This window comes from Delftia sp. UME58 (genome assembly GCF_014170385.1).
In the GTDB taxonomy this organism is placed as follows: Bacteria; Pseudomonadota; Gammaproteobacteria; order Burkholderiales; family Burkholderiaceae_C; genus Comamonas; species Comamonas acidovorans.
The window spans coordinates 98,909-120,310 of the sequence record NZ_LZZV01000056.1 but is presented as its reverse complement, the minus strand read 5'-3'; the positions used below and the strand labels follow the sequence as shown (position 1 = coordinate 120,310).

Below are 21,402 nucleotides of genomic sequence, written 5' to 3'. Positions count from 1 at the left end.
GATCCGGCAGCAGCATGGGGTGCGGCCTCCCGCGCGACCTGGGCATTGTCGGCGCTCGCCAGTAAAAAAGCCCGCAAGAGGCGGGCTTTTTCCTTCAGGACACGCCTTTTACACACCCGGGGCGTGTTCACTGGCCCTGCCAACGGCGCAGCACCAGCGAGGCGTTCGTGCCGCCAAAGCCGAAGCTGTTGGACAGCACGGTGTCCAGTCGGGCATCGCGTGTGCGGGTGACCAGGGGCATGTCGCCCAGTGCCGGATCGGGCGTGTCCACGTTGACCGAACCTGCGATGAAGCCCTTGTTCATCATGATCATGCAGTAGATGGCTTCCTGCACGCCGGTAGCGCCCAGCGAGTGGCCGGTCAGCGACTTGGTGGAGGAGAACGGCGGCACCTGGTCGCCGAACAGCGCGCGCATGGCGCGCACTTCCTGCATGTCGCCCACGGGCGTGGAGGTGCCATGGGTGTTGATGTAGTCCACGCCGCCTTCGATACCTTCAAGGGCCTGCTGCATGCAGGCGATGGCGCCGTCGCCCGAGGGCGCGACCATGTCCTCGCCATCGCTGGTGGCGCCGAAGCCCACGACTTCGGCCAGGATGTTCGCACCCCGGGCCTGGGCGTGCTCCAGGCTCTCCAGTACCACGGCACCGCCGCCGCCTGCGATCACGAAACCGTCGCGGTTGGCGTCATAGGCGCGCGAAGCCTTTTCGGGCTGGTCGTTGTGCTTGCTGGACATGGCACCCATGCCGTCGAACAGCAGGGCCATGCCCCAGGACAGCTCTTCGCCGCCGCCGGCAAACATCACGTCCTGCATGCCCCAGGCAATCTGCTGTGCCGCCGCGCCGATGCAGTGCGCCGAGGTGGAACAGGCCGAGGTGATGGAGTAGTTGATGCCCTTGACCTTGAAATTGGTCGCCAGGCAGGCCGACACCGTGGAGCTCATGCAGCGCGTGACCTGGTAGGGACCGACGCGGCGAATGCCCTTCTCGCGCAATGTGTCGGCCGCCTCGATCTGGTTGGCCGGCGAGCCGCCGCCAGAGCCCATGATCAGGCCCGTGCGCGGATGGCTGACCTGCTCGGGGGCCAGGCCCGCCTGGGCGATGGCATCTTCCAGCGCGATCTGCGCATAGGCTGCCGCATCGCCCATGAAGCGCAGCTGCTTGCGATCGATCCGTGCCTCGACGTCGATCTCCGGCACACCGGCCACCTGGCTGCGCATGCCCAGTTCGGTGAATTTCGGCATGGCCTTGATGCCCGTGCGGCCCTCGCGCAGCGAGGTCTCCACGGTATCGAGGTCGTTGCCGATGCACGAGACAATGCCCGCGCCGGTGATGACTACGCGACGTTTGGTCATGCTGCCGTTCCCTGGCCTTCACCCTCGCGCAGGAACAGACCCACGCGCAGGTCATTGGCCACGTAGATTTCCTTGCCATCGGCCAGCAGGCGTGCATCGCCGATGGCCATGTTCAGCTTGCGCTTGATCACGCGCTTGATGTTGATTTCGTAGGTCACCAGCTTGACGTCAGGACCCACTTCGCCCGTGAACTTGACCTCGCCGGCGCCCAGGGCGCGGCCGCGGCCGGGAAGGCGCAGCCAGGTCAGGTAAAAGCCGATCAACTGCCACATGGCATCCAGGCCCAGGCAGCCGGGCATGACGGGATCGCCCCGGAAATGGCAGTCGAAGAACCAGAGATCAGGCTTGATGTCGAGTTCGGCCACGATCTTGCCCAGGCCGTGGGCACCACCATCGGTGTCGATGTGCGTGATGCGGTCGAACATCAGCATGGGAGGCAGGGGAAGACGTCCGCTGTCTGCGGAAAACAGCTTGCCTTCGCCCGAAGCGATCAGTTGCTCATACGAAAAAGAATCGGCCATTGTCTAACTTGCTCCACGGCGGCACTGACGCCACCTCTATCTCTGAATGGGTGCGGCCCGCAGCGGACCATGCAGCCGCGCATTATCGGGGTTGAACGTTGCCAGACTGCAACAAAACCCCGAGGCCGCATCAAAACTCTGCCACAAAAGCCACGCCGACCCGGCTCGCGGGCCTCGGCTACAGCCCCCGGACCGACGGCTTGCGCCGCCTGATCCAAGCCACCACCAGCACCGCCAAGGCAGCCAGGCACAGCGGCACCAGACCTGCCGCGTGTACCCAGCGCGCGAATGGCGTCAAGGCCTCGCGGCCCTGCACGCTGGCCTGCAGCACGGTGCGCTCGTAAGGCACCAGCGCATGCGTGACCACGCCCCGGTGGTCGATCGCGACCGTGGCGCCTGTGTTGGTGGCGCGCAGCATGGGGCGCTCGAATTCCAGCGCACGCATGCGGCTGATGGCCAGATGCTGGTCAATCGCCACGCTGTCGCCAAACCATCCGATGTTGCTGAAATTCACCAGCACCGTCGGCGCCGTCGCCGCGTTGCCGAAATGTGCACCCAGCTCCTCGCCAAACAAATCCTCGTAGCAGATGTTGGGCGACAGCCGCTCGCCGGCCCAGGCCATGGAGGGCTGTCCCAGCGCGCCGCGGTTGAAGTCGCCCAGCGGTATGTTCATCATCTGCGTGAACCAGCGGAACAGCGGCGGGATGAACTCCCCGAAGGGCACCAGATGGTGCTTGTCGTACTGGTAGTCCTGGATCTGGCCGGGCTGCCAGCCCACGACCGAGTTCGTATAGCCGGCCTCTTCCGATCCCAGGGGAATGCCGAGCAGCGCGGCCTGCCGGCCATCCTTCTTCAGATACGGTTCGCGCAGCAGGTCCAGGTATTCCTCGGGCAGTTGCTGGGGCAACAGGGGCACGGCTGTCTCAGGGGCCACGACCAGTTGCGCGGTGGCCGCACGCAGCTCGCGCCCATACCAGCCCAGCGCCAGCGGAATGCCGCTGCCGGCCTCGAACTTCTCATCCTGCGGGATATTGCCCTGCAGCATGGCCACGCTCAGTGCAGGCCGCTCGGCCGACGGTGCATTGATGGCGGCATCGCGCAACCACCACAGGCCGCCCCAGGCCAGAACAAGGGCCACAGCCGCCGCCAGGGGCCGGGCGGCCCGAACACGGGCCCCATTGCGCGAGATTCCCGGCAAGGCGGCCAGCCAATACGCCAGCCAGGACGCCACGGCGCCCGTGCCATAGACGCCAATCCAGCGCGGCAGCACGGACAAGGGCCCTTCCACATGGGCATAACCGCCGGCGCCCCAGGGAAAGCCGGTCCACAGCCAGCCACGCGCCAGTTCGGCCAGCAGCCAGACGGCGGAAAACAGCAGCGCGCCGCCCGCTGCACCGGCAGGGCGCAGCCGTTGCCAGCCCCAGGCAGCCACCGCGTAGTAGCTGCCCAGAAATGCCGCAAGCGCCAGCACGGCGGCAACGGCCAGCGGCGCAGGCAGGCCGCCATAGACATGCATGGAGATGAACAGCCACCAGAAGGTGGCCACCAGCCAGGCCGTGGCGAAGAGCATGGCACGCCCTGCCGCCTGGGCCGGGCGCTGCGCCGTCTGCAGGGCGCGCGCCAGCACGGCCAGCGACAGTATCTGCAGCCACCACAGCGGGCGGCCATAGCCGCCGATGAGGCTCAGCAGCCCGTCACCTTGCCCGCGCGCCCAGGGCCAGGCCAGCGACAGGGCCTGTGCCGCACCCGCTACCAGCAGCAGCACGCCATGGGCGAACCGGCCCATGCGCCGGCCGTCTTGCGAGAAAGCGGAAGAACTGGACAGGGGCATCGGCCGGTTGTGCGCAAAAAGAGGTAGGTCTCGGGTGAGAGAGGTCCAGCCAAGGGCAGGTTCAGGCGCAGTCTCAGCTGCGCAGCAGGCTGTCGGCGGCGGGATCGCGCACCACCTTGAACCAGCGCACGGCGCCGCCCTTGGTGTGCAGCACGGTGAATTCCAGGCCCGCCAGGTGGATCTGCTCGCCGCGCTTGGGCACATGGCCCATTTCGTGGGCGATCAGGCCGCCGATGGTGTCGAACTCATCGTCGGGATCGCGGGCATGCAGGGACACCTCGAAGGTCTCGTTCACATGCTCGATGGTGGTGTCGCCCGCCACGCGGTAGCTGTTGTCGGCCAGGGCGAAGATGTCGCCCTCGTCCTCGGGGATGTCGAACTCGTCCTCGATCTCGCCGACGATTTCCTCCAGCACGTCTTCGATGGTCACCAGGCCCGCCACGCGGCCGAACTCGTCGATGACCACGGCAAGGTGGTTGCGGTTGCCCCGGAATTCACGCAGCAGATCGTTCAGGCCCTTGCTCTCCGGCACGAAGGCGGCGGGGCGCAACAGGGCGCGGATGTTCAGGTCCGGCGAGCGCTGCAGCTTGAGCAGGTCCTTGGCCAGCAGGATGCCGATGATGTTCTCGCGCTCGCCCTGGTAGACCGGGAAGCGTGAATGGGCCGTGGTGATGACCTGGTGCAGCAATTCATCGAACGGCGCGTCGATGTTGACCAGGTCCATGCGAGGGGCTGCGACCATGACGTCGCCGGCCGTCATGTCGGCCATGCGGATCACGCGTTCGAGCATGACGCGCGACTCGGGGCCGATGACCTGATTGTCCTCGGCGTCGGCCAGGGTCTCGATCAGCTCGTCGGGAGAGTCGGGGGCCGGGTGGATGAACTCGGCCACCTTTTGCAGGAAGCTTCGCTTGCTTTCCTTCTCGGAAGAGCGCGCAGGATGGGGGTCGGACACTGTCTTGGAGTGCAGGACGTGCGGTAGTGAAACAAGCTGCAAGGATAGCGGATTGCTCCGTCACCCCTGCATGCGCTGCGCCAATTCCCCTTGCGGCGTTTTGCGCTTATTCACCGGCCTGGTGGCGGCCATCCTGCACGCCACGGCGGATTTCCTGCACATCGGCCAGGAAATCCCAGAACTGCTTGGCCTGCTTCTTGAGCTGGTAGTCCACCTCGCCGATGTGCTCGGTCATCAGAGACGCCATGTGCGTGTCGATGCCGGCGGGCGGCAGCTGCAGATAGGCCTCGGATTCGGAGCCATCGCGCTTGATGGTGGCGCCGGCCTTGCGCGCAATCCTGAGCATGGCCGTGTTCTCCGACAGCGCGTGGATGAACATCATGGACACGCCCTTGGTGCGTGCATGGATCACGGCGCGGTTGAACAGGCGCCCGCCATAGCCACGGCCACGTGCCTGCTTGAGCACGGAGACGCCGAATTCGGCGCAGCTCTTGTGCTCGGGATGCGAGGCAAACGCCAGGTGCGCCATGGCGATCAGCTCGAGCCGGCGGTTGTAGATGCCGAAGATGTCATCGCGCTCGAAGTCGAGCTGCATGGCATAGCGGCGGACCTGCTCGTCGCTGGCGGCATAGCCGAAGCGCAGGTAGCGGTCGCCTTCATCGAGCTTGAGCAAATGCGCCACCACGCGCTCGCGGTGGGACGGGCCCAGGGAGCGAATGGGCACCATGGACGCGGAGCGCCCATCGGGACGGTGCGGCTGGCCTGCGCTCGCACGCAACATGTCCCGGCCGGCCTGCCAGGACGCCTTCAACCAGTCTTTGGATGCATTCATGGCTCAAATATAGGTAAAAACCCGATGTCGAGCAACGGAGATATTGCAATGCAACAAAACTGTAAGGTTTTGGCATGCAAACCAATTTCCCTCCCTGCACCTCTCGACGGCAAGGCCCCTGCCCTAGCCTTCGTGGCTACAGAGGCACCGCCGTGGTCACCTTCACCCGGTCCATCACGAAGCTGGTCTTGCAGTCCTGCACGCTGGGGTGCTTGAGCAAGGTGTCCATGACGAAGCGCGTGTAGTGCTGCATATCGGCCACGACCACGCGCATCAGGTAGTCCATTTCGCCGGTCAGCGACACGCATTCCACCACCTCGGGCCAAGTCTGCACGCTGGCGCGGAACACGTCCATGGGGTTGCGCTTGCTGGTCTCGGTGTATTTTTCCAGGCGCACGTTGAGATAGGCGGTCAGCCCCAGGCCCACCGTTTCGGGCTGGACCAGGGCCACGTAGCGGTCGATCACACCGCTGTCTTCCAGGCGCTTGACCCGTCGCAGCACGGCGCTGGGAGACAGGCCCACCTGCTCCCCGATGACGTCATAGGTTTCCCGGCCGTTGGCCTGCAGGCGGCGCAAAATGGCCCGATCCAGTTTGTCGATGTTGTGCGTGGCGCTCATGGCGGTGGACTCGTAAATAAGTACGGATTTCTTCAGGGTTAACCCGAATTAACCAGTTAAATTGCGATAAACGAAAGAATTCCGCAATTTTCATGCATTCCGCATTTTCCCACCACGGGCAAACGGCAAAAAGCTGAAGCCCCTCCCGCCTACAGTGACAGCACCGATAGAGAAGACGCAGGCGCCGGCCATGGCGCCCGTCCGACCATCCTGCACCGCACTGGCCGGAGATCCCCATGAATGCCCTGCTGAACCAGGCTGCCGTCCAGGCCTGCGCGCAAACAGTCAAGCGCCAACGGGACATGCGTCGTCCACGCCCGCCTGCCTGCCCACGCTGCCTATACTGCGGGGATCGCCTCCATTTCGCTTCACGCCATGACGCCCCGCCACGACGCCAACCGCGCCATGTCACGCCATGCCCGTGCGCCTGCGCCAGCCGGCCCGCAGCCGTCGGCCCGTTTGGCGCGGCGCAGCCTGCTGGCAGCACTGGCCGCCCTGCCCTGGCTGCCTGCGGCGGCGCAGGCCCAGCAGCCCTCCGCAGTCCAGCCGCGCGATGCGAAGTCCGACTCCCTGACCCTGATCGTTCCCTATGCGGCCGGCGGCCCGCTGGACCGCACGGCACGGCCGCTGGTCGAGGCCAGCACCGCGAAGCTGGGAGCCATCCAAATCCTCTATGTGCCGGGCGACGGCGGCGCCAAGGGCTCCAACATGGTCGCCCAGGCCACGGCCCAGGACCGCTTGCTGCTGATGGGCGCGGCCGCCACCCATGCCGTGCTACCCTGGCTGCAGCCCCAGCTGGGCTACGACCCGCTGCGCGACTTCCAGCCGCTGGTGCTGGTGGCGCGCATGCCCAATGTGCTGGTCATGCGCAGCGATCTGGCGCGCCAGTGGCGCATACGCACGCCGCTGGACCTGCAGCGCTTTCTTGCCAAGCACCGCCAGCCGTTGCGCTATGCCTCGGGCGGGCCGGGCAGCAGCGGCCACCTGTCGGGCGAGATGTACCAGATGCTCACGCGGCTGCCGCTGCTGCACCTGCCCTTCGGCGGCACGCAGCCGGCACTGTCGGCCCTGCTCGACGGCTCGGCCGACCTGCTGTTCGACAGCCTGGCATCTTCGCTGCCGCACATCCGCGCAGGGCGGCTGCAGGCCCTGGCCGTGACCACGCTGGAGCGCGCGCCCCTGCTGCCCGAGGTGCCCAGCCTCAACGACACGGTGCAGGGCTTCAACATGGCCAACTGGTTCGGCCTGTTTGCACCGGCCAGCTGGCCGGCGGAGCAGGCGCAGCGCCATGCCGCCGCGTTCGCGCAGGCCATGCGCAGCCGCCCGGTGCAGGACACCCTGTCCGCCATGGGCGTGCTGCCCGAAGAACTGCAACTGCAGGAGTTCGCGCGCTTTGTGCGCTCCGAGCACAGCAAATACGGCCTGCTGGTACAGGCCGCCCGAATCCGCCAGCTCTGAGCCGCGCAGGTGCCTTGCCTGCCCCCGGCCCGGGGCGGCAATGACAAGATCCTTGGAGAGCACCATGATGAGCACCGCAGCGACCCCCACTTCCTCCCACGCCCACGCCCCCGGTGTGGCACCCGTGGTCTACGGCCAGGCCGACCGCCCCCCGCGCGGCGACTACAGCCGCGCCAGCGACGACTACACCTGCGCGCAGGACTACGACGCCTACACCGAGGCCGACCACGACACCTACCGGCGCCTGTACGAGCGCCAGTCCGCCCTGCTGCCGGGCCTGGCAAGCCAGCACTTCATCGACGCCCTGCCCTCGCTGGGCGCCAAGGACCGCATTCCGCGCTTCGAGGAAGTCAACGAGCGCCTGCGCCGCGCCACGGGCTGGGAGATCGTCGGCGTGCCCGGGCTGATTCCCGAGGTGCCCTTCTTCTCGCTGCTGGCCAACCGAAAATTCCCGGTCACGGACTGGATCCGCAAGCCCGAGGAGTTCGAGTACATCGTCGAGCCCGATGTCTTCCACGACCTCTTCGGCCATGTGCCGCTGCTGTTCAACCCCGTCATCGCCGACTACATCCAGGCCTACGGCCAGGGCGGGCTCAAGGCTGCCGAGCTGGGCGCCTGCGAGATGCTGTCGCGCCTGTACTGGTACACCATCGAGTTCGGCCTGATCCGCGAACAGGGCGGCCTGCGCGCCTACGGCGCGGGCATTCTCAGCTCATCGGGCGAACTCAACTACTCGGTGCGCAGCCTCGAGCCGCAGCGCCTGCCGCTGTCGCTGGAGCGCGCCATGCGCACGCTCTACAAGATCGACAGCTACCAGCACACCTACTTCGTGATCGACGACCTGCAGCAGCTGTTCGACCTCACGGCCGCCGATTTCGAGCCGCTGTACCGCCAGCTGCGCGATCAGCCCACCGTCGCGGCAGATGCGCTGCTGCCGGGCGAGGTCGCTCTCTAGGAAACCGCGCTGCAGGAATCTGCAGCCTGAAGCCGCTCGCGCAGCGCCAGGCAAAAGCACCAGACGCGCTCGTCGAACACCAGCTGCACGTGGGCCACATCGTCAAGGCGGTGCGCATCCTGCCCCGGCAGCGTGGCCACGGGCGATGGAAAGACGATGTTGTCGCAGCAGCTCCACCAGCAGCTGAAGACCACGTCCGGGGGCGGCGGCCCCAGGCGCTGCAGCCAGGGACTGTCCATGCGCATCTGCAGCGCCGGCAGGCCATGGGCGAAGCGCGCCATCCAGGTGCCACGGTGCGGCGTGGCCAGGGTCACCACATGGGCGGCCAGTTGCCGGCGCTCCTGCGCTGACAGCCGGCCCAGCCAGGCACGCACCACCAGCCCGCCCATGCTGTGCGCCACGATCAGCGGAGCGCGCCCCGTGGCCTGGGCCATGCGGCGCGCGCAGGCATCGAGATCGGCCACCATGGCGTCGATGGATGCGCCATGCGCCGGCTCCAGCGTCATGGCCGCGCAGGCAATGCCGCCTTTCTTGAGCCGCCGCAGCCAGGGCGCCCAGACCGCGCGGTTGCAGAAAAACCCGTGGACCAGCACCACGCCCACCTGGCCCATCACGCCCACTTGGCCGGTGGAGCCGCCCTCAGGCCAGCCATCGGCCTCGGCCCGGGCGCGAAACGGCAGGCGCCAGCCAAACACCTGCACGGCCAACCGCCACTCGGCCAGCCAGGCTGCCGCCACCGTGCGCCATGTCGGCACGGGCGCGCCCGCCTTGCGCACCACGCGGCGCATCAGCAGCATCTGCAGCCCAAGGTGCAGGCCCGGCCAGCACAGGCCCAGCAGCGCGCCCGCCAGCGCCAGCCCCGGTGAACGCGGCCACCACCATGCCAGCCAGGCCGCGGCGCCCGCCAGCGTGCCCAGTGCCACCATTTGCAGAATGCGTGCGTTCACGGCAGCCCGTCCCCAATGAAAAAAGAAGCCAACCTAGCACAGGCCCTAGGACAACCCCGTGTAGACCGCAAAGCACACGCCTGACCAGAATCGGCCGCAGCGGTGGCCGGCCGTCCGGCGCCTGCGACTTCGCTGTCCCCCTGTCTTCCCAGCAACCCAAGGTACCCTGCATGGACGCTGCGCCCTGGCTCAAGAACTATCCCGCCGATGTGCCTCACGAGGTGCATCCCGAGCAATACCGCTCGCTCACACACCTGCTGGAGGAGGCCTTCACCCAGCATGCGGACCTGCCCTTCTCGGTCTGCATGGACCGCTGGATGAGCTACCGCGAGCTGGACCAGCTGTCCACCCGCCTGGGCGCCTGGCTGCAGGGGCTGGGCCTGGAGCCCGACGCGCGCGTGGCCATCATGCTGCCCAATGTGCCGCAGTTCGCCGTGAGCATGGCGGCCGTGCTGCGCGCCGGCTACACCTGCGTCAACGTCAATCCGCTGTACACCCCGCGCGAGCTGGAGCACCAGCTCAAGGACTCGGGCGCCACGGCCATCATCATCCTGGAGAACTTCGCCCACACCCTGGCCGACGTGATCGAGCGCAGCGCCATACGCCATGTCTGCGTCACGGCCATGGGCGATCTGCTGGGCGGCATGTACGGCAGCTGGATCACCTTCGCCGTGCGCCACCTGGCCAAGATGGTGCCGGCCTACAGCCTGCCGCTGGACGGCGCGGGCGGCACGGTGCGCGAGGTCACGACCTTTTCCCAGGCGCTGGCGCGCGGCGCCCAGAAAGAGCTGCGGCCCAGCCAGGCGGGGCTGGATTCGGTGGCCTTTCTCCAGTACACGGGGGGCACCACGGGCCTGTCCAAGGGCGCCGTGCTCACCCACCGCTGCATCGTGGCCGCCACACTGCAGGCCCATGCCTGGTTCACGCCCGCGCTGCATGGCCGCGTGAAGGCCCAGGACACGCACATCATCGCGGCGCTGCCGCTGTACCACATCTTCGCGCTCACGGTGAGCCTGTTTGCCATGCGCATGGGGGCCAGCCTGAGCCTGATTCCCAATCCGCGCGACATCCCCAAGTTCGTCAAGGTGCTGCAAAAACGGCCCTTCCACATCCTGCCGGCCGTCAACACCCTGTTCAATGCCCTGCTCAACAACGCCCAGTTCCGCGAACTGGACTTCTCGCAGCTGCGCGTCTCGCAGGCCGGGGGCATGGCCGCCAGCGAGGGCACGGCGCGCCAGTGGCAGCAGGTCACGGGCAGCGTGATGATCGAAGGCTGGGGCATGAGCGAGACCTGCGCCATCGGCACCAACAACCCCGTCATCACCACCTCCTTCAGCGGCACCATAGGCCTGCCGCTGCCGGGCATCTCCATCGCCATCAAGGACGACGAAGGCCGCGACCTCCCGGCCGGCGAGGCCGGCGAGCTGTGCATCAAGGGCCCCAACGTCATGCGCGGCTACTACAACCAGCCCGACGAAACCGCCAAGGCCTTCACGGCCGACGGCTACATGCGTACCGGCGACATCGGCGTGATGGACCAGGAGGGCTACACGCGCATCATCGACCGCAAGAAGGACATGATGGTGGTCAGCGGCTTCAACGTCTACCCGAACGAGCTGGAGAACGTGATCTCCATGTGCCCCGGCGTGCTCGAATGCGCGGCCGTGGGCGTGGCCGACGAGCGCCAGGGCGAGGCCATCAAGGTCTACGTGGTGCGCAGCGACCCGGCGCTGACCGAGGACCAGGTGATGCGCTTTTGCCATGACCAGCTCACTGGCTACAAGCGCCCGCGGCAGGTGGAGTTCCGCGACGAACTGCCCAAGACCAACGTGGGCAAGATCCTCAGGCGCGCCCTGCGCGATCCCGCCTGAAACCCGCACGGCCGCAGCTGTAGCCCACGCGTCAGCCGTGGCTGCCTGCGGCTGTTAGCCTTGGGCAAAAGCCGCCTCCTCATGACACCCTCCGCCCCCACAAGCGCCGCCGCCGCGCTGCCCCCCGGCATGACCGTGCTGGAGCGCGGCTGGCTGTCGGCCAACAACATCGTCTTTGCCGCCGATGCCGGTGCCCCTGCCGACGACCCGCAGGACGGCGGCGCCGCCGTGGTCGATACCGGCTACGTCAGCCATGCCGGGCAGACCGTGCTGCTGGTGGAGCAGACGCTGGCCGGCCAGCCGCTGGCGCGCATCCTCAACACCCATCTGCACAGCGACCACTGCGGCGGCAATGCGGCCCTGCAGGCGCATTGGCCGCAGGCCCGGACCTATGCCGCGCCAGGCCAGGCGGAGTTCGTGCGCGACTGGAACCCCGCTGCGCTGAGCTACACGCCCACCGGCCAGGAATGCCCCCGCTTTGCGCTGACCGGCGTGCTGCAGCCCGGCACCAGCGTGCGGCTGTCGGGCCGCGACTGGCAGATCCATGCCGCGCCCGGGCACGATCCGCACTCCATCATCCTGTTCGAGCCCGCCAGCCGCACCCTGATCTCGGCCGACGCGCTCTGGGAAAACGGCTTCGGCGTGGTGTTTCCCGAGATCGAGGGCATGAGCGCCTTCGACGAGGTGGCCGCCACGCTGGATGTGATCGAAGGCCTGGCACCGCTCACCATCGTCCCCGGTCACGGCGGCGTTTTCACGGGCGTGGCCGCCGCGCTGGACACAGCGCGCAGGCGCCTGGACGGCTTTGTGCGCGCCCCCGAGCGCCACGCGCTCTACGCGGCCAAGGTACTGCTCAAGTACCGGCTGCTGGACTGGCAGCGCATACGTACCACCGACCTGCTGGCCTGGCTGGCCGCCACGCCCTACTTCGGCATGCTGCATGCACGCTATTTCTCTGCCCAATCCGCCCAGGACTGGGCCCGCACGCTGGTGCAGGCCCTGGTGCAGTCGGGAGCCGCACGGTATGAAGAGGCCGGCGAAGGGGAATGGATCCTCAATGCGTGATGCCGCGCCAGGATTTCGATAGACAAAAAAGAAATTAAGACAGTTCCGATAGCCTCTATCAATCCAAATAGTTAGCATTCACTGATCAGCAAAGGTATCCCGCCCGTCCACGCAAACCGCTGGACCGGCCGGCTGCGCTGAACAGAGCTAGCCCCAGGCCTGCCACATGACGCGCTCCGCGTCCAGCCGCCCCCGCCAGCCAGCATCCAATCATGCACAGCGAGGGAGGCGGGCATGGCTCACCACAACACCATCCAACACATACCCCGGCACGGCACGGCCGCAACCCGGCCCCATGCCCTGGGCGTCGCAGCCACGCTGATGGCGCTGGGCCTGCCGGTGCAGGCGCAGACGGCCTCACCAGCCAGCAACGCGGCAAAAACCGTAAAACCATGGGAATAGCGCTCAATACAGCATCAATATCTTGATGCAAATTAATCCTATTTAAAGAAGAATTATTTAGAGAAAAAGCATTAAAAATGATCGAATTGAATCTTGATTTCGGCATTACAGATCATGAATTCATGACAGAAATTTTCGAAAGGAATTTTAGATATTTCCCTCATGCATTAAATGAGAAAGAATATACATGGGAAATGCTGAATTCAGATTTTTACGGCGTAAATCCAATAATAGGAAATATTGTTATCTATAAAAATGGCATACAAGACTACAGATCCTACTCCAATACCACAGAAGATTTATATCAGCAAATCAGATACGATTTTGACGCAGGCAAGCTTCACACCCTACTCAATGAGGGCGCAACCATTGTAGTGAACGGATTCGATAAAACAAGTACTACAGTCAATACACTCTGCCGAAAATTTTCCGCCATGACAAATTTCTCAGCAGTTGCAAATATATATATGACAAAAGGAGGTTTAGGGACATTTTGAAAACACTGGGACACCCACTGTGTTTTCGTATTACAAATAAAAGGAAGAAAGCTGTGGAAAATATACGAACCCACTCTAGATCTCCCCCTCCCATTTCAGACAAGCGCACGCAAAAAGGAATTTTTTAGTAAAGAACCAATATTTGAAAAGACAATCAACGAAGGAGACATAATATATATACCAAGAGGCTGGTGGCATGAAGCAACTCCAATCAAAGACAAACATTTCGTCCATCTTTCAATTGGAATTCACACTCCAAAAATATATAACTACATTAAATGGGTTTTAGATAAGAAAATGTCAAAAAATATAGAGCTTAGAAGATCCATTCCGACATATAAACACCCCGACATGGAAGCAATTGGTACTGCTTTACAAAAAATCCAAAATGCTCTGAACTCTCCTCAAGTATTTTCAGAATTCAATAATGAAACATCAAATATCTCAAACAAAAACCGCGAAGTCAATCTTGAAAATCTATTAAAAATATCAATCATCTCTCTTAGCATAAAAATTTAATGCACTCCTTCAACAACGCAAGAAGATACCCTCTTCACCGCACCAAATGGATATTATTTCACCACAGTTCTTGAACTCAACAGCTCTACAACCTTTTATCTCAGAGATCAATTTGGCAATGAAATATTCTCAGCAAATACCGGGGTAACGATGGCTTGCTGGTTAATGGGTGCAGGAACTGGACTGGCGGTTCAATCCTACACAGGCAATCCAAGATTAGCAAGCGCTGCAGCAGCGCTTACTGCAAAAGGATGCAAAAAACTAACTGAACCAAATCAAGAAGATGGAGATTCTTATAAATATTCGGATGACGAATATCCTGAGGATGAATGCTAAAGAAATTTTATGAATACGGAAAAATTTTCAAAAATACACTATTACTATACCGTGCTAATCTCTTTAATCACAATCGGGTGGATATTTGATTATCAAATAGCAGCCTCATTAACAATATCACTCATCTCCTCTTCTTTTTTAATATGGTCCTATGCAGTTTTCATAAATTTCATGGCTCCATTTCCATCTCAAAAAAAGAAGAGCATTGAAGTACCTCCATACATATTTCCAACAATAGCAATTATTCTCATTTTCTTCGCCGCCTATAAATACTTTACTGCAGGCGACTGGAAAACAATAACCACATTAATCACTTTTGCCTTGATATTTATCCAAAGCTACTGCATGAATTCAACAAATACAGATCGGGAATAAATATGAGAGTCAGCATTAACAGCGCAAATGATTCTGAAAATCAAAAATCGTGGTTTCGCAACAGAAGGAAGTTTATTCAAACATTTGGCTCCAGCATGGGTGCAATCGGTTTTGGATGAACACTTTCCGCTCTGCTGGCCTGGCTGGCCGCCACGCCCTACTTCTGCATGCTGCATGCGGGCCATTTCAGCGCCGAACCCGCCGAGGACTGGGCCCTCGCCCTGGTGGACGCCCTGGTGCAGTCCGGCGCGGCGCGAGGGCGACTGGCTGCTCAACACCTGAGGCGGGGTGGCAAATGCTTGGCGATAGACAAAATCAATATTAAGACAATTCCTGGATGATTTTTTCAATGCAAATGATTATCATTCGTTGATCAGGCCAAAGCGCTCCGTCCGCCCGGGACGGGGAGCCGCCTGTCCAGAGCGAGCACCAGGCCTGCCGACGGACGCCATCGATAGGCGTCTTGCGCCCCCCGCCAGCCAGCATCCGACTGCACAGCGAGGGAGAAGAGCATGGCTCGCCACACCAATCACATCACCGGCCGCAAGCATCGCGCGGCAGCGACACGGCCGCATGCCGTGGGCATTGCGGCCACGCTCATGGCCCTGGGCCTGCCCGTGCTGGCACAAGGCCCCGCCAGGCCCCCGGACGTGGCGCTCAAGGAAGTCCAGGTCCGGGACCGCAAGGAGGGCGGCTACAAGGCCGAGGCCTCCTCCTCCCCCAAGTTCACGCGCCCTTTGCTGGACACGCCCCAGACCCTGTCGGTGATCCGCAGCGAGGTGATGGAGGAGCAGCAGGCCACCACCTTGCAGGAGGCCCTGCGCAACACGCCCGGCGTGACCCTGCTGCTGGGAGAAGGCGGCAACTCCAACACCAAGGACAACATCTTCATGCGCGGCTTCGACACCACGGGCAGCATCTTCATCGACGGCGTGCGCAACCTGGGCAGCGCGGTGCGCGACACCTTCAATGTCGAGGACATCGAGATCGTCAAGGGCGCCTCGGGTTCCGAGTACGGGCGCGGCGCGCCTTCGGGCAGCATCAACATGCGCACCAAGCTGCCCTTCGCGGGCGACCTGTCGCAGATACGCCTGTCCACCGGCACGGCCGACGACCACCGTGCCACGGCAGACCTGAACCGCCAGCTCGGCGACACTGCCGCGCTGCGCCTGAACGCCATGGTCCAGGGCAGCGGAGTGGCGGGCCGCGACTTCGTGCGCAACCAGGGCGTGGGCATGGCGCCCTCTCTGGCCCTGGGGCTGGGCACGCCTACGCGCTTCATGGCCGACATGCAATTGCTGCAATTCGACAACCGCCCCGACGGCGGCGTGCCCACCGTGGGATTGCCGGGTTTCTACAACGGCGCACTGTCCGCGCTGGGCATGCGGGACATCCGTCGTGTGGACCCATCGAACTTCTACGGCAGCCTCAGCGACTTCAGCAAGACCGAGCTGAACCAGGCAACACTGCGCTTCGAACATGACCTGGCGGCCGGCACCACGGTGCGCAACATCACGCGCGTGGGGCGCAGCAAGATCGACCAGTTGCTCACGGGCACCTCGGGCATCGTCAGCGACGGAAGCGGCGCGAACGCCGTGGGCCGCCCCGACCCTGCCACCTGGACCGCCTCGCGCTCACGCCAGTTGCGCTGGCAGTCCAACCAGTTGCTCACCAACCAGACTAGCCTTTCATCGAACTTCAAGACCGGCGGACTGCAGCATGCGCTGAGCGCGGGCCTGGAGCTGATCTACGAGAAGCAGACCTCCAGGGGGCGCACGGGCGCAGGCGCCATGGCACCGGCCGATCTCTACGATCCCAAGGTCAACGATCCGATCACGGGCCAGAACATCCGCTACACAGGTCAGATCAACGAAGGCAACACCAAAACCATGGCCCTGTATGCCTTCGACAGCATCGAGTTCAGCCCGCAGTGGCAGCTCAACGGCGGCCTGCGCTGGGACCGCTACCGCAGCGCCAACGACAACACCACGGCGCCCAACGCCACCACGGGCGCGCAGACCCGCACCCAATTGCGCAGCAGCGGCAGCCTGCTCAGTGCCAAGCTGGGCCTGGTCTTCAAACCCGTGGAGTACGGCAGCATCTATGCCGGCATTTCGACATCGCAGCAGCCGCCGGGCGGCAGCAATTTCGCACTCAGTGCCACAGAGGGCAACATCAACCACTCCAGCATGGACCCCTCCAAGGCCACCAACCTGGAGGTGGGCACCAAGTGGGACATCCTGGACCGACGCCTTCTGCTGACGGGCGCGCTGTTCCAGACCACGGTGCGCAACGACCTGGGCACCGTGGACAACGTCACCGGCGTCGTCACCCAGTACGGCAAGAAGCAGGTCAAGGGGATAGAGCTGGGTGCCGTCGGCCAGATCACGCCGGCCTGGAACATCACGGCCGGCCTGGCACGCATGAATACCGAAGTCCAGCAGGGCACCGCCTCCCAGACAGGGGCCCACCTGAACTGGTCGCCCAGACTCAGCTTCACGAGTTGGACCACCTATCGTTTCGGCAATGGACTGACCCTGGGCGGCGGTGCCCGCTACATGGACACGGTGGCGCGCCTGGTCAGCAACTCGGCCGTGCCCGCCACCACCAATATGCCCAATGCACGTGACTACTGGGTGTATGACGCATTCATGGCCTACGAGGTCAGCAAGAACCTGCGCCTTCAGCTGAACGTCTACAACCTGGCCGACAAGAAATACGTGGCCAGTCTCAACAACAACGGCGGACGGTACATGCCGGGGGTGGCTCGCTCGGCCCGGCTCGTCGCCACGCTGAAGTTCTGATCCGCGCCATGATGCTGCACATCCCCCACGTGCTCACGCGCGAGCAGGTCATCGCCATCCGCGCGGCCATCGATGCGGCCGACTGGGTGGATGGCCGTGCCACGGCGGGCAGCCAGGGCGCGCAGGTCAAGCGCAACCGCCAGCTGCCCGAGAACTCACCCGTGGCGCTGGAGCAGGGACGCATCATCGAGCAGGCATTGGCGGCCAATGCGCTGTACTTCAGTGCCGCCCTGCCCGCGCGCACCATGGCGCCGCTGTTCAACCGCTATGCGGACAGCGAAACCTATGGCCTGCACGTGGACGGCGCGGCGCGGCGCCTGGCCGGAGCACAGCAGTGGATGCGCACCGATGTCTCCAGCACCCTGTTTCTCACCGACCCCGGGGACTACGACGGCGGCGAGCTGGTCGTGGTGGACACCTACGGCACGCACGAGGTCAAGCTGCCGGCCGGCGACCTCATCCTCTACCCCTCCACCAGCCTGCACCGCGTGGAGCCCGTCACCCGGGGCGAGCGGGTGAGTTCCTTTTTCTGGGCGCAGAGCATGGTGCGAGACGACGCGCAGCGCGCCATGCTGTTCGAGATGGACCAGACCATCCAGCGCCTGCGCGAGAAACTGGGTGAGACCGACGAGACGCTGACGCTTGCGGGCCAATACCACAACCTTCTGCGCATGTGGGCGGAAACCTGAGGGACAGGCTCAGGGCTTGTGCTTTTCGGCGCAGCCGATCAGGTGGTTGTAGCTGCTGGACATGCACTGGTACATGGCCTTGGAGCGGCCCGTGGAGGCCTGGCAGTCGGCCACCGTGGCATGGGTGCGCGCCTCTCGGAACTTGCCGGCGGTTGCATCGAACTGCGCCTGGGTGATGTAGCCGCCCTTGACGTTCTTCTGCCCGTTCTCGACCATGGTGTCCACCTGGCTGCGGATGTTGTCCACGGCGGCGGCGCAGTTCAGCGGCACCTCCTTGGAATCGACCTTGCTCAGGCCCTTGGCCACGCCGTCCACCATCTCGCGCACCTGCCTGGGCAGTTTCTTCGTACCGTCGGGATTGCGTTCTTCGCCGAAACGGCCCGAACCCGCGCCCGAGCTGCCATTGGGCGACACCTTGATCTGGTCCGCATCGGCCTGGTCGGTGGGCAACTGCGATCCGTAATGCGTGCGCCCTTGCGCGTCCACCCATTTGTAGACCGGCTGCGCTGCCACCGTGCACGCCCATGCCAAGCCCAGCGCGGTCCAGGCCGCGCGGCTCCATGTTGTTGTCATTCTCGAAACCCCTGCGGTATGCGGGGCCGCAGCATGTGGCCCCGCTTGTCAGTAACCAAGTGTAGCGGCGCCAGGCGCCGCCGCACCCCGCAGGAATGTCAAGCGCGGCTCAGGGCAGGTCCTTGCTGGGGTCGGGCGTGGCGGCGTCGCGCGGGCCGATGGTGCCCAGGCGGCTCTTGAGCGACTGGGGTTGGCCCGTGATCAGCGCCGCGTAGTTGGTGGTGTTGGACAGCACCTTCTTCACGTAGTCGCGCGTCTCGGTGAAGGGCACGTTCTCGGCCCAGATGGCGGCGTCGAGCACCGGGCCGTTGCGCCAATTGCGCGGGCGGCCGGGACCTGCGTTGTAGCCGGCCGCAGCCAGCGCCATGGAACCGTCGAAATCGTCCAGCGCCAGCTTCAGATAGGCGGTGCCGATGGTGATGTTCACATCGCGGTCATTGATCATGGACGGGGAAAAGTCCGTCATGCCGATCTTGCGCGCCGTCCAGCGGGCCGTGGCCGGCATGACCTGCATCAGGCCCGAGGCGCCCACGCCCGAGCGGGCATCCATGATGAAGCGGCTTTCCTGGCGGATCAGGCCATAGACGTAGGCCGGGTCCAGGCCGATGGAGCGCGAGCGCGCCAGCACCGTGTCGTGGAAGGGCATGGGAAAGCGCTGGCTCCAGTCGGCAAAGCTGCGGGTGCGCTCGCTGGTGTTGATGCAGCGGTCCCAGACCTGCTGCTGGCAGGCCAGGTCCGCGGCGGCCAGCAGTTCGCGGTCGTTCATGCCGCCGGCCTGATGCAGGTTGGTGGCGTAGTTCCATTCGCGCACGCCTTCGCTGCGCAGGCCGTTCTGGATGGCGTACAGACCGCGCACCAGGCTGGGGTTGGCGCGGGCGGCGGCCTTCTCGGGTGCCGTGGGCGGCGCCGGCTGGGGGGGCGCCGTCACGCGCTGGCCGATGTCCTCCAGCGCCAATTGCTCGTAGAAGCTGCCGGGGCCGGCCATGTCCTCCAGCAGCTGGCGCGCCTCGGAGCGTTCCTGCTCGCTCGGACGGCCGGACAGCAGGGCGCGCGCCTTCCAGTAGGTCCATGTGTGCTCGGTGCGCTCGGGCCCCATGGCGTCGATGGCACGGCGCACCGTGCGCCAGTCGCCGGCGCGCAGCGCGGCGCGCACCTTCCAGCCCAGCAGTTCATCGCTGAGGTCGCCGTCCTTGCGCACCTTGCCGAAATAAGTGGCCGCTTCGGGCTGCAGCTTGAGCGCGGCCTGCTTGCCGATCACGCCCCAGGCCCAGTTGTTCTCCTCGGCCGTCAGCCGGGCACCCCAGCCGCCTTCGAGCTGGGTGGCCGCCGCCGCCGGGTCGCTAGAGGCCATGCGGATCAACGCCAGCAGCGCCAGCTCCTTGGGCACGGCGCCGCGCACACGCGTCTGCCCGGCCAGGTACTTGGCGGGCGAGGCAAAGACCTGCGCCACCTGGGGCAAGGCCTCGGGAGCGACGATGGCCACGGCATCGCGCGTGGCCTTCTGGCGATTGGCCTCGGCCGCCTGGCGCGCCTTGCGCCAGACTTCGGGTTCGCTGATCTGCTTGGCCGCGTACAGCTCGCCGGCGGCGTAGGTGCAGCCGTCGTCGGCGTCGCGCTGGGCCCACCACAGGTCGCGCACCTGCTGGCCCAGGTTGGCAGCAGGCTGGCCCTTGATGCTGTCGATCAGCAGGGCGTAGCAGCTGACGGAGCGGTCATCGCGCATGCGAAACGCACCATGCACCTGGTCGAACATGCCCCAGTCGCGGCGCTGCCCCAGCAGCAGCAGCCAGTCATTGCGCAGCCGGTCTTCCTGGTAGGTGCCGGGCCAGCGCTTGAAAAACCCCAGGATCTCATCGGCACTGGCTTCATCCAGCCGGGCCTTGAGTTCCCAGTACGCGGCCCAAGGTTCGAGCACATGGCCACGCGCAGAAGGCAGCAGCTGCGTGAGCTTGGCCTTGTCGCCTTTGCGGAAGGCCTGCTGCATTTCCAGCAAGACATCGTCGCCACGGTTTTGCGCCAGCGCAGGCGTGGCTGCGGTGGTCCAGAGGGAAGCCGCCAAAAGCGGTGTCAAAATCTTCAGCCAGTGCATGGAGGAAATTATCTGATGGACAAAGCAGCCCTGCGCCGCAGCTTGATAGACCAGCGCCTCAATCTTCCCGACCGACTGCAGCGCGCCGACGCGCTGCAACAGGTCATGCGCTTTTGGCTGATCCAGCGGCCCGACACCGTGATCGGTGCCTATTGGCCGATCAAGGGAGAGTTCGATCCGCTGCCCGCGCTTCACCGCTGGAAGGAAGATGGCGAGCTACAGGGTACCCCACAAAGGCGTCGAATCGGACTGCCGGTGATTGACAAGCAGCGCAAGACACTCAGCTTTCACGCCTGGTACCCAGGTTGTCCCATGGAAGAGGATGCCTACGGCATCCCCAAGCCCAAGGACACCGAAACCCTTACCCCCACCCTGCTGTTCGTGCCCTGCGTGGGCTACGCGGCCGGCGGCTACCGCCTGGGCTATGGCGGGGGTTTCTACGACCGCACCCTGGCCGAACTGCAGCCCAAGCCCTTCACCGTGGGCCTGGGCTACGGCTGCGGCTATGTGGACGAGTTCGAGCCCGAGCCGCATGACCTGCCGCTGGATGCCATCCTGAATGACCATGGGGTCGTCTGGCCGGTGTAGAACAGGCACCCCCTGAGGCGCTGCGCGCCTTCCCCCTCTCTGCCCGCTTCGCGGGGGAGGGGGACGACACCCTCACTGCGGGGCGGCCCTTGCTCGGTGTCCCTCGCTTTTGGCCGCGCCGGTTT

At 64.3% G+C, this 21,402-nt stretch carries 19 protein-coding genes and 1 pseudogene; 10 read left to right on the top strand and 10 right to left on the bottom strand.

The window, feature by feature from the left end:
- Positions 1-127: 127 nt before the first annotated feature.
- From fabB to A9976_RS18035, 6 genes are all read right to left on the bottom strand, one after another.
- Positions 128-1,351 carry a beta-ketoacyl-ACP synthase I gene (gene fabB, locus A9976_RS18060; RefSeq protein ID WP_183020142.1) on the bottom strand — a complete coding sequence of 408 codons (1,224 nt, stop codon included), beginning with the start codon at positions 1,349-1,351 and terminating at the stop codon, positions 128-130.
- A complete protein-coding gene (gene fabA / locus A9976_RS18055) occupies positions 1,348-1,872 on the bottom strand; it encodes a bifunctional 3-hydroxydecanoyl-ACP dehydratase/trans-2-decenoyl-ACP isomerase (RefSeq protein WP_012203203.1) in 525 nt (174 codons plus the stop codon). The genes fabB and fabA overlap by 4 nt, the downstream gene beginning before the upstream one ends.
- Positions 1,873-2,050: 178 nt before the next feature.
- A complete protein-coding gene (lnt, locus tag A9976_RS18050) occupies positions 2,051-3,703 on the bottom strand; it encodes an apolipoprotein N-acyltransferase (RefSeq protein WP_183020141.1) in 1,653 nt (550 codons plus the stop codon).
- Positions 3,704-3,776: 73 nt separating this feature from the next.
- Entirely contained in the window at positions 3,777-4,658 is an 882-nt protein-coding gene (locus tag A9976_RS18045) for an HlyC/CorC family transporter (RefSeq protein WP_183020140.1), read from the bottom strand.
- A gap of 106 nt (positions 4,659-4,764) precedes the next feature.
- The gene (locus A9976_RS18040) at positions 4,765-5,490 is read right to left on the bottom strand and encodes a GNAT family N-acetyltransferase (RefSeq protein ID WP_183020139.1); all 726 of its coding nucleotides are present in this window, start codon (positions 5,488-5,490) and stop codon (positions 4,765-4,767) included.
- A 136-nt stretch (positions 5,491-5,626) separates the two neighbouring features.
- Positions 5,627-6,109 (bottom strand): Lrp/AsnC family transcriptional regulator, encoded by a 483-nt coding sequence (locus A9976_RS18035; RefSeq protein WP_183020138.1) that lies wholly within the window; start codon positions 6,107-6,109, stop codon positions 5,627-5,629.
- 375 nt (positions 6,110-6,484) lie between these two features.
- On the opposite strand from A9976_RS18035, the gene A9976_RS18030 reads away from it, so the two are divergent.
- Entirely contained in the window at positions 6,485-7,567 is a 1,083-nt protein-coding gene (locus tag A9976_RS18030) for a tripartite tricarboxylate transporter substrate binding protein (RefSeq protein ID WP_232245657.1), read from the top strand.
- 64 nt (positions 7,568-7,631) lie between these two features.
- Positions 7,632-8,522, top strand: a complete 891-nt coding sequence (gene phhA, locus A9976_RS18025) for a phenylalanine 4-monooxygenase (protein WP_183020137.1) — start codon at positions 7,632-7,634, stop codon at positions 8,520-8,522.
- Here the strand turns inward: phhA and A9976_RS18020 are convergent.
- Complete coding sequence (locus A9976_RS18020) at positions 8,519-9,469, bottom strand: triacylglycerol lipase (RefSeq protein ID WP_183020136.1); 951 nt, start codon at positions 9,467-9,469, stop codon at positions 8,519-8,521. The genes phhA and A9976_RS18020 overlap by 4 nt on opposite strands.
- A gap of 170 nt (positions 9,470-9,639) precedes the next feature.
- Between A9976_RS18020 and A9976_RS18015 the strand changes: the two genes are divergently transcribed.
- From A9976_RS18015 to A9976_RS31900, 5 genes and pseudogenes are all read left to right on the top strand, one after another.
- Complete coding sequence (locus A9976_RS18015) at positions 9,640-11,340, top strand: AMP-binding protein (RefSeq protein WP_183020135.1); 1,701 nt, start codon at positions 9,640-9,642, stop codon at positions 11,338-11,340.
- An 81-nt stretch (positions 11,341-11,421) separates the two neighbouring features.
- On the top strand, positions 11,422-12,405 hold the full coding sequence (locus A9976_RS18010; RefSeq protein WP_183020134.1) for an MBL fold metallo-hydrolase: 984 nt from the start codon (positions 11,422-11,424) through the stop codon (positions 12,403-12,405).
- A 234-nt stretch (positions 12,406-12,639) separates the two neighbouring features.
- Positions 12,640-12,807, top strand: coding sequence for a hypothetical protein (locus tag A9976_RS18005; protein ID WP_183020133.1), 168 nt, complete (start codon positions 12,640-12,642; stop codon positions 12,805-12,807).
- Between the two features lie 77 nt (positions 12,808-12,884).
- On the top strand, positions 12,885-13,304 hold the full coding sequence (locus A9976_RS18000) for a hypothetical protein (RefSeq protein ID WP_183020132.1): 420 nt from the start codon (positions 12,885-12,887) through the stop codon (positions 13,302-13,304).
- A gap of 12 nt (positions 13,305-13,316) precedes the next feature.
- Positions 13,317-13,823 (top strand): annotated as a pseudogene (locus A9976_RS31900) (JmjC domain-containing protein); the annotation flags it as partial.
- Positions 13,824-14,497: 674 nt separating this feature from the next.
- Here A9976_RS31900 and A9976_RS17990 read toward each other — a convergent pair.
- Positions 14,498-14,884, bottom strand: a complete 387-nt coding sequence (locus A9976_RS17990; RefSeq protein WP_183020131.1) for a hypothetical protein — start codon at positions 14,882-14,884, stop codon at positions 14,498-14,500.
- A 162-nt stretch (positions 14,885-15,046) separates the two neighbouring features.
- Between A9976_RS17990 and A9976_RS17985 the strand changes: the two genes are divergently transcribed.
- A complete protein-coding gene (locus A9976_RS17985) occupies positions 15,047-17,338 on the top strand; it encodes a catecholate siderophore receptor Fiu (RefSeq protein WP_183020130.1) in 2,292 nt (763 codons plus the stop codon).
- Positions 17,339-17,346: 8 nt separating this feature from the next.
- Complete coding sequence (locus A9976_RS17980) at positions 17,347-18,027, top strand: Fe2+-dependent dioxygenase (RefSeq protein ID WP_183020129.1); 681 nt, start codon at positions 17,347-17,349, stop codon at positions 18,025-18,027.
- 9 nt (positions 18,028-18,036) lie between these two features.
- Here the strand turns inward: A9976_RS17980 and A9976_RS17975 are convergent, their stop codons facing one another.
- On the bottom strand, positions 18,037-18,600 hold the full coding sequence (locus tag A9976_RS17975; RefSeq protein ID WP_183020128.1) for a DUF4124 domain-containing protein: 564 nt from the start codon (positions 18,598-18,600) through the stop codon (positions 18,037-18,039).
- Positions 18,601-18,709: 109 nt separating this feature from the next.
- The gene (locus A9976_RS17970; protein WP_183020127.1) at positions 18,710-20,689 is read right to left on the bottom strand and encodes a lytic transglycosylase domain-containing protein; all 1,980 of its coding nucleotides are present in this window, start codon (positions 20,687-20,689) and stop codon (positions 18,710-18,712) included.
- 15 nt (positions 20,690-20,704) lie between these two features.
- On the opposite strand from A9976_RS17970, the gene A9976_RS17965 reads away from it, so the two are divergent.
- A complete protein-coding gene (locus A9976_RS17965) occupies positions 20,705-21,277 on the top strand; it encodes a 5-formyltetrahydrofolate cyclo-ligase (RefSeq protein ID WP_012203191.1) in 573 nt (190 codons plus the stop codon).
- Positions 21,278-21,402 lie beyond the last annotated feature (125 nt).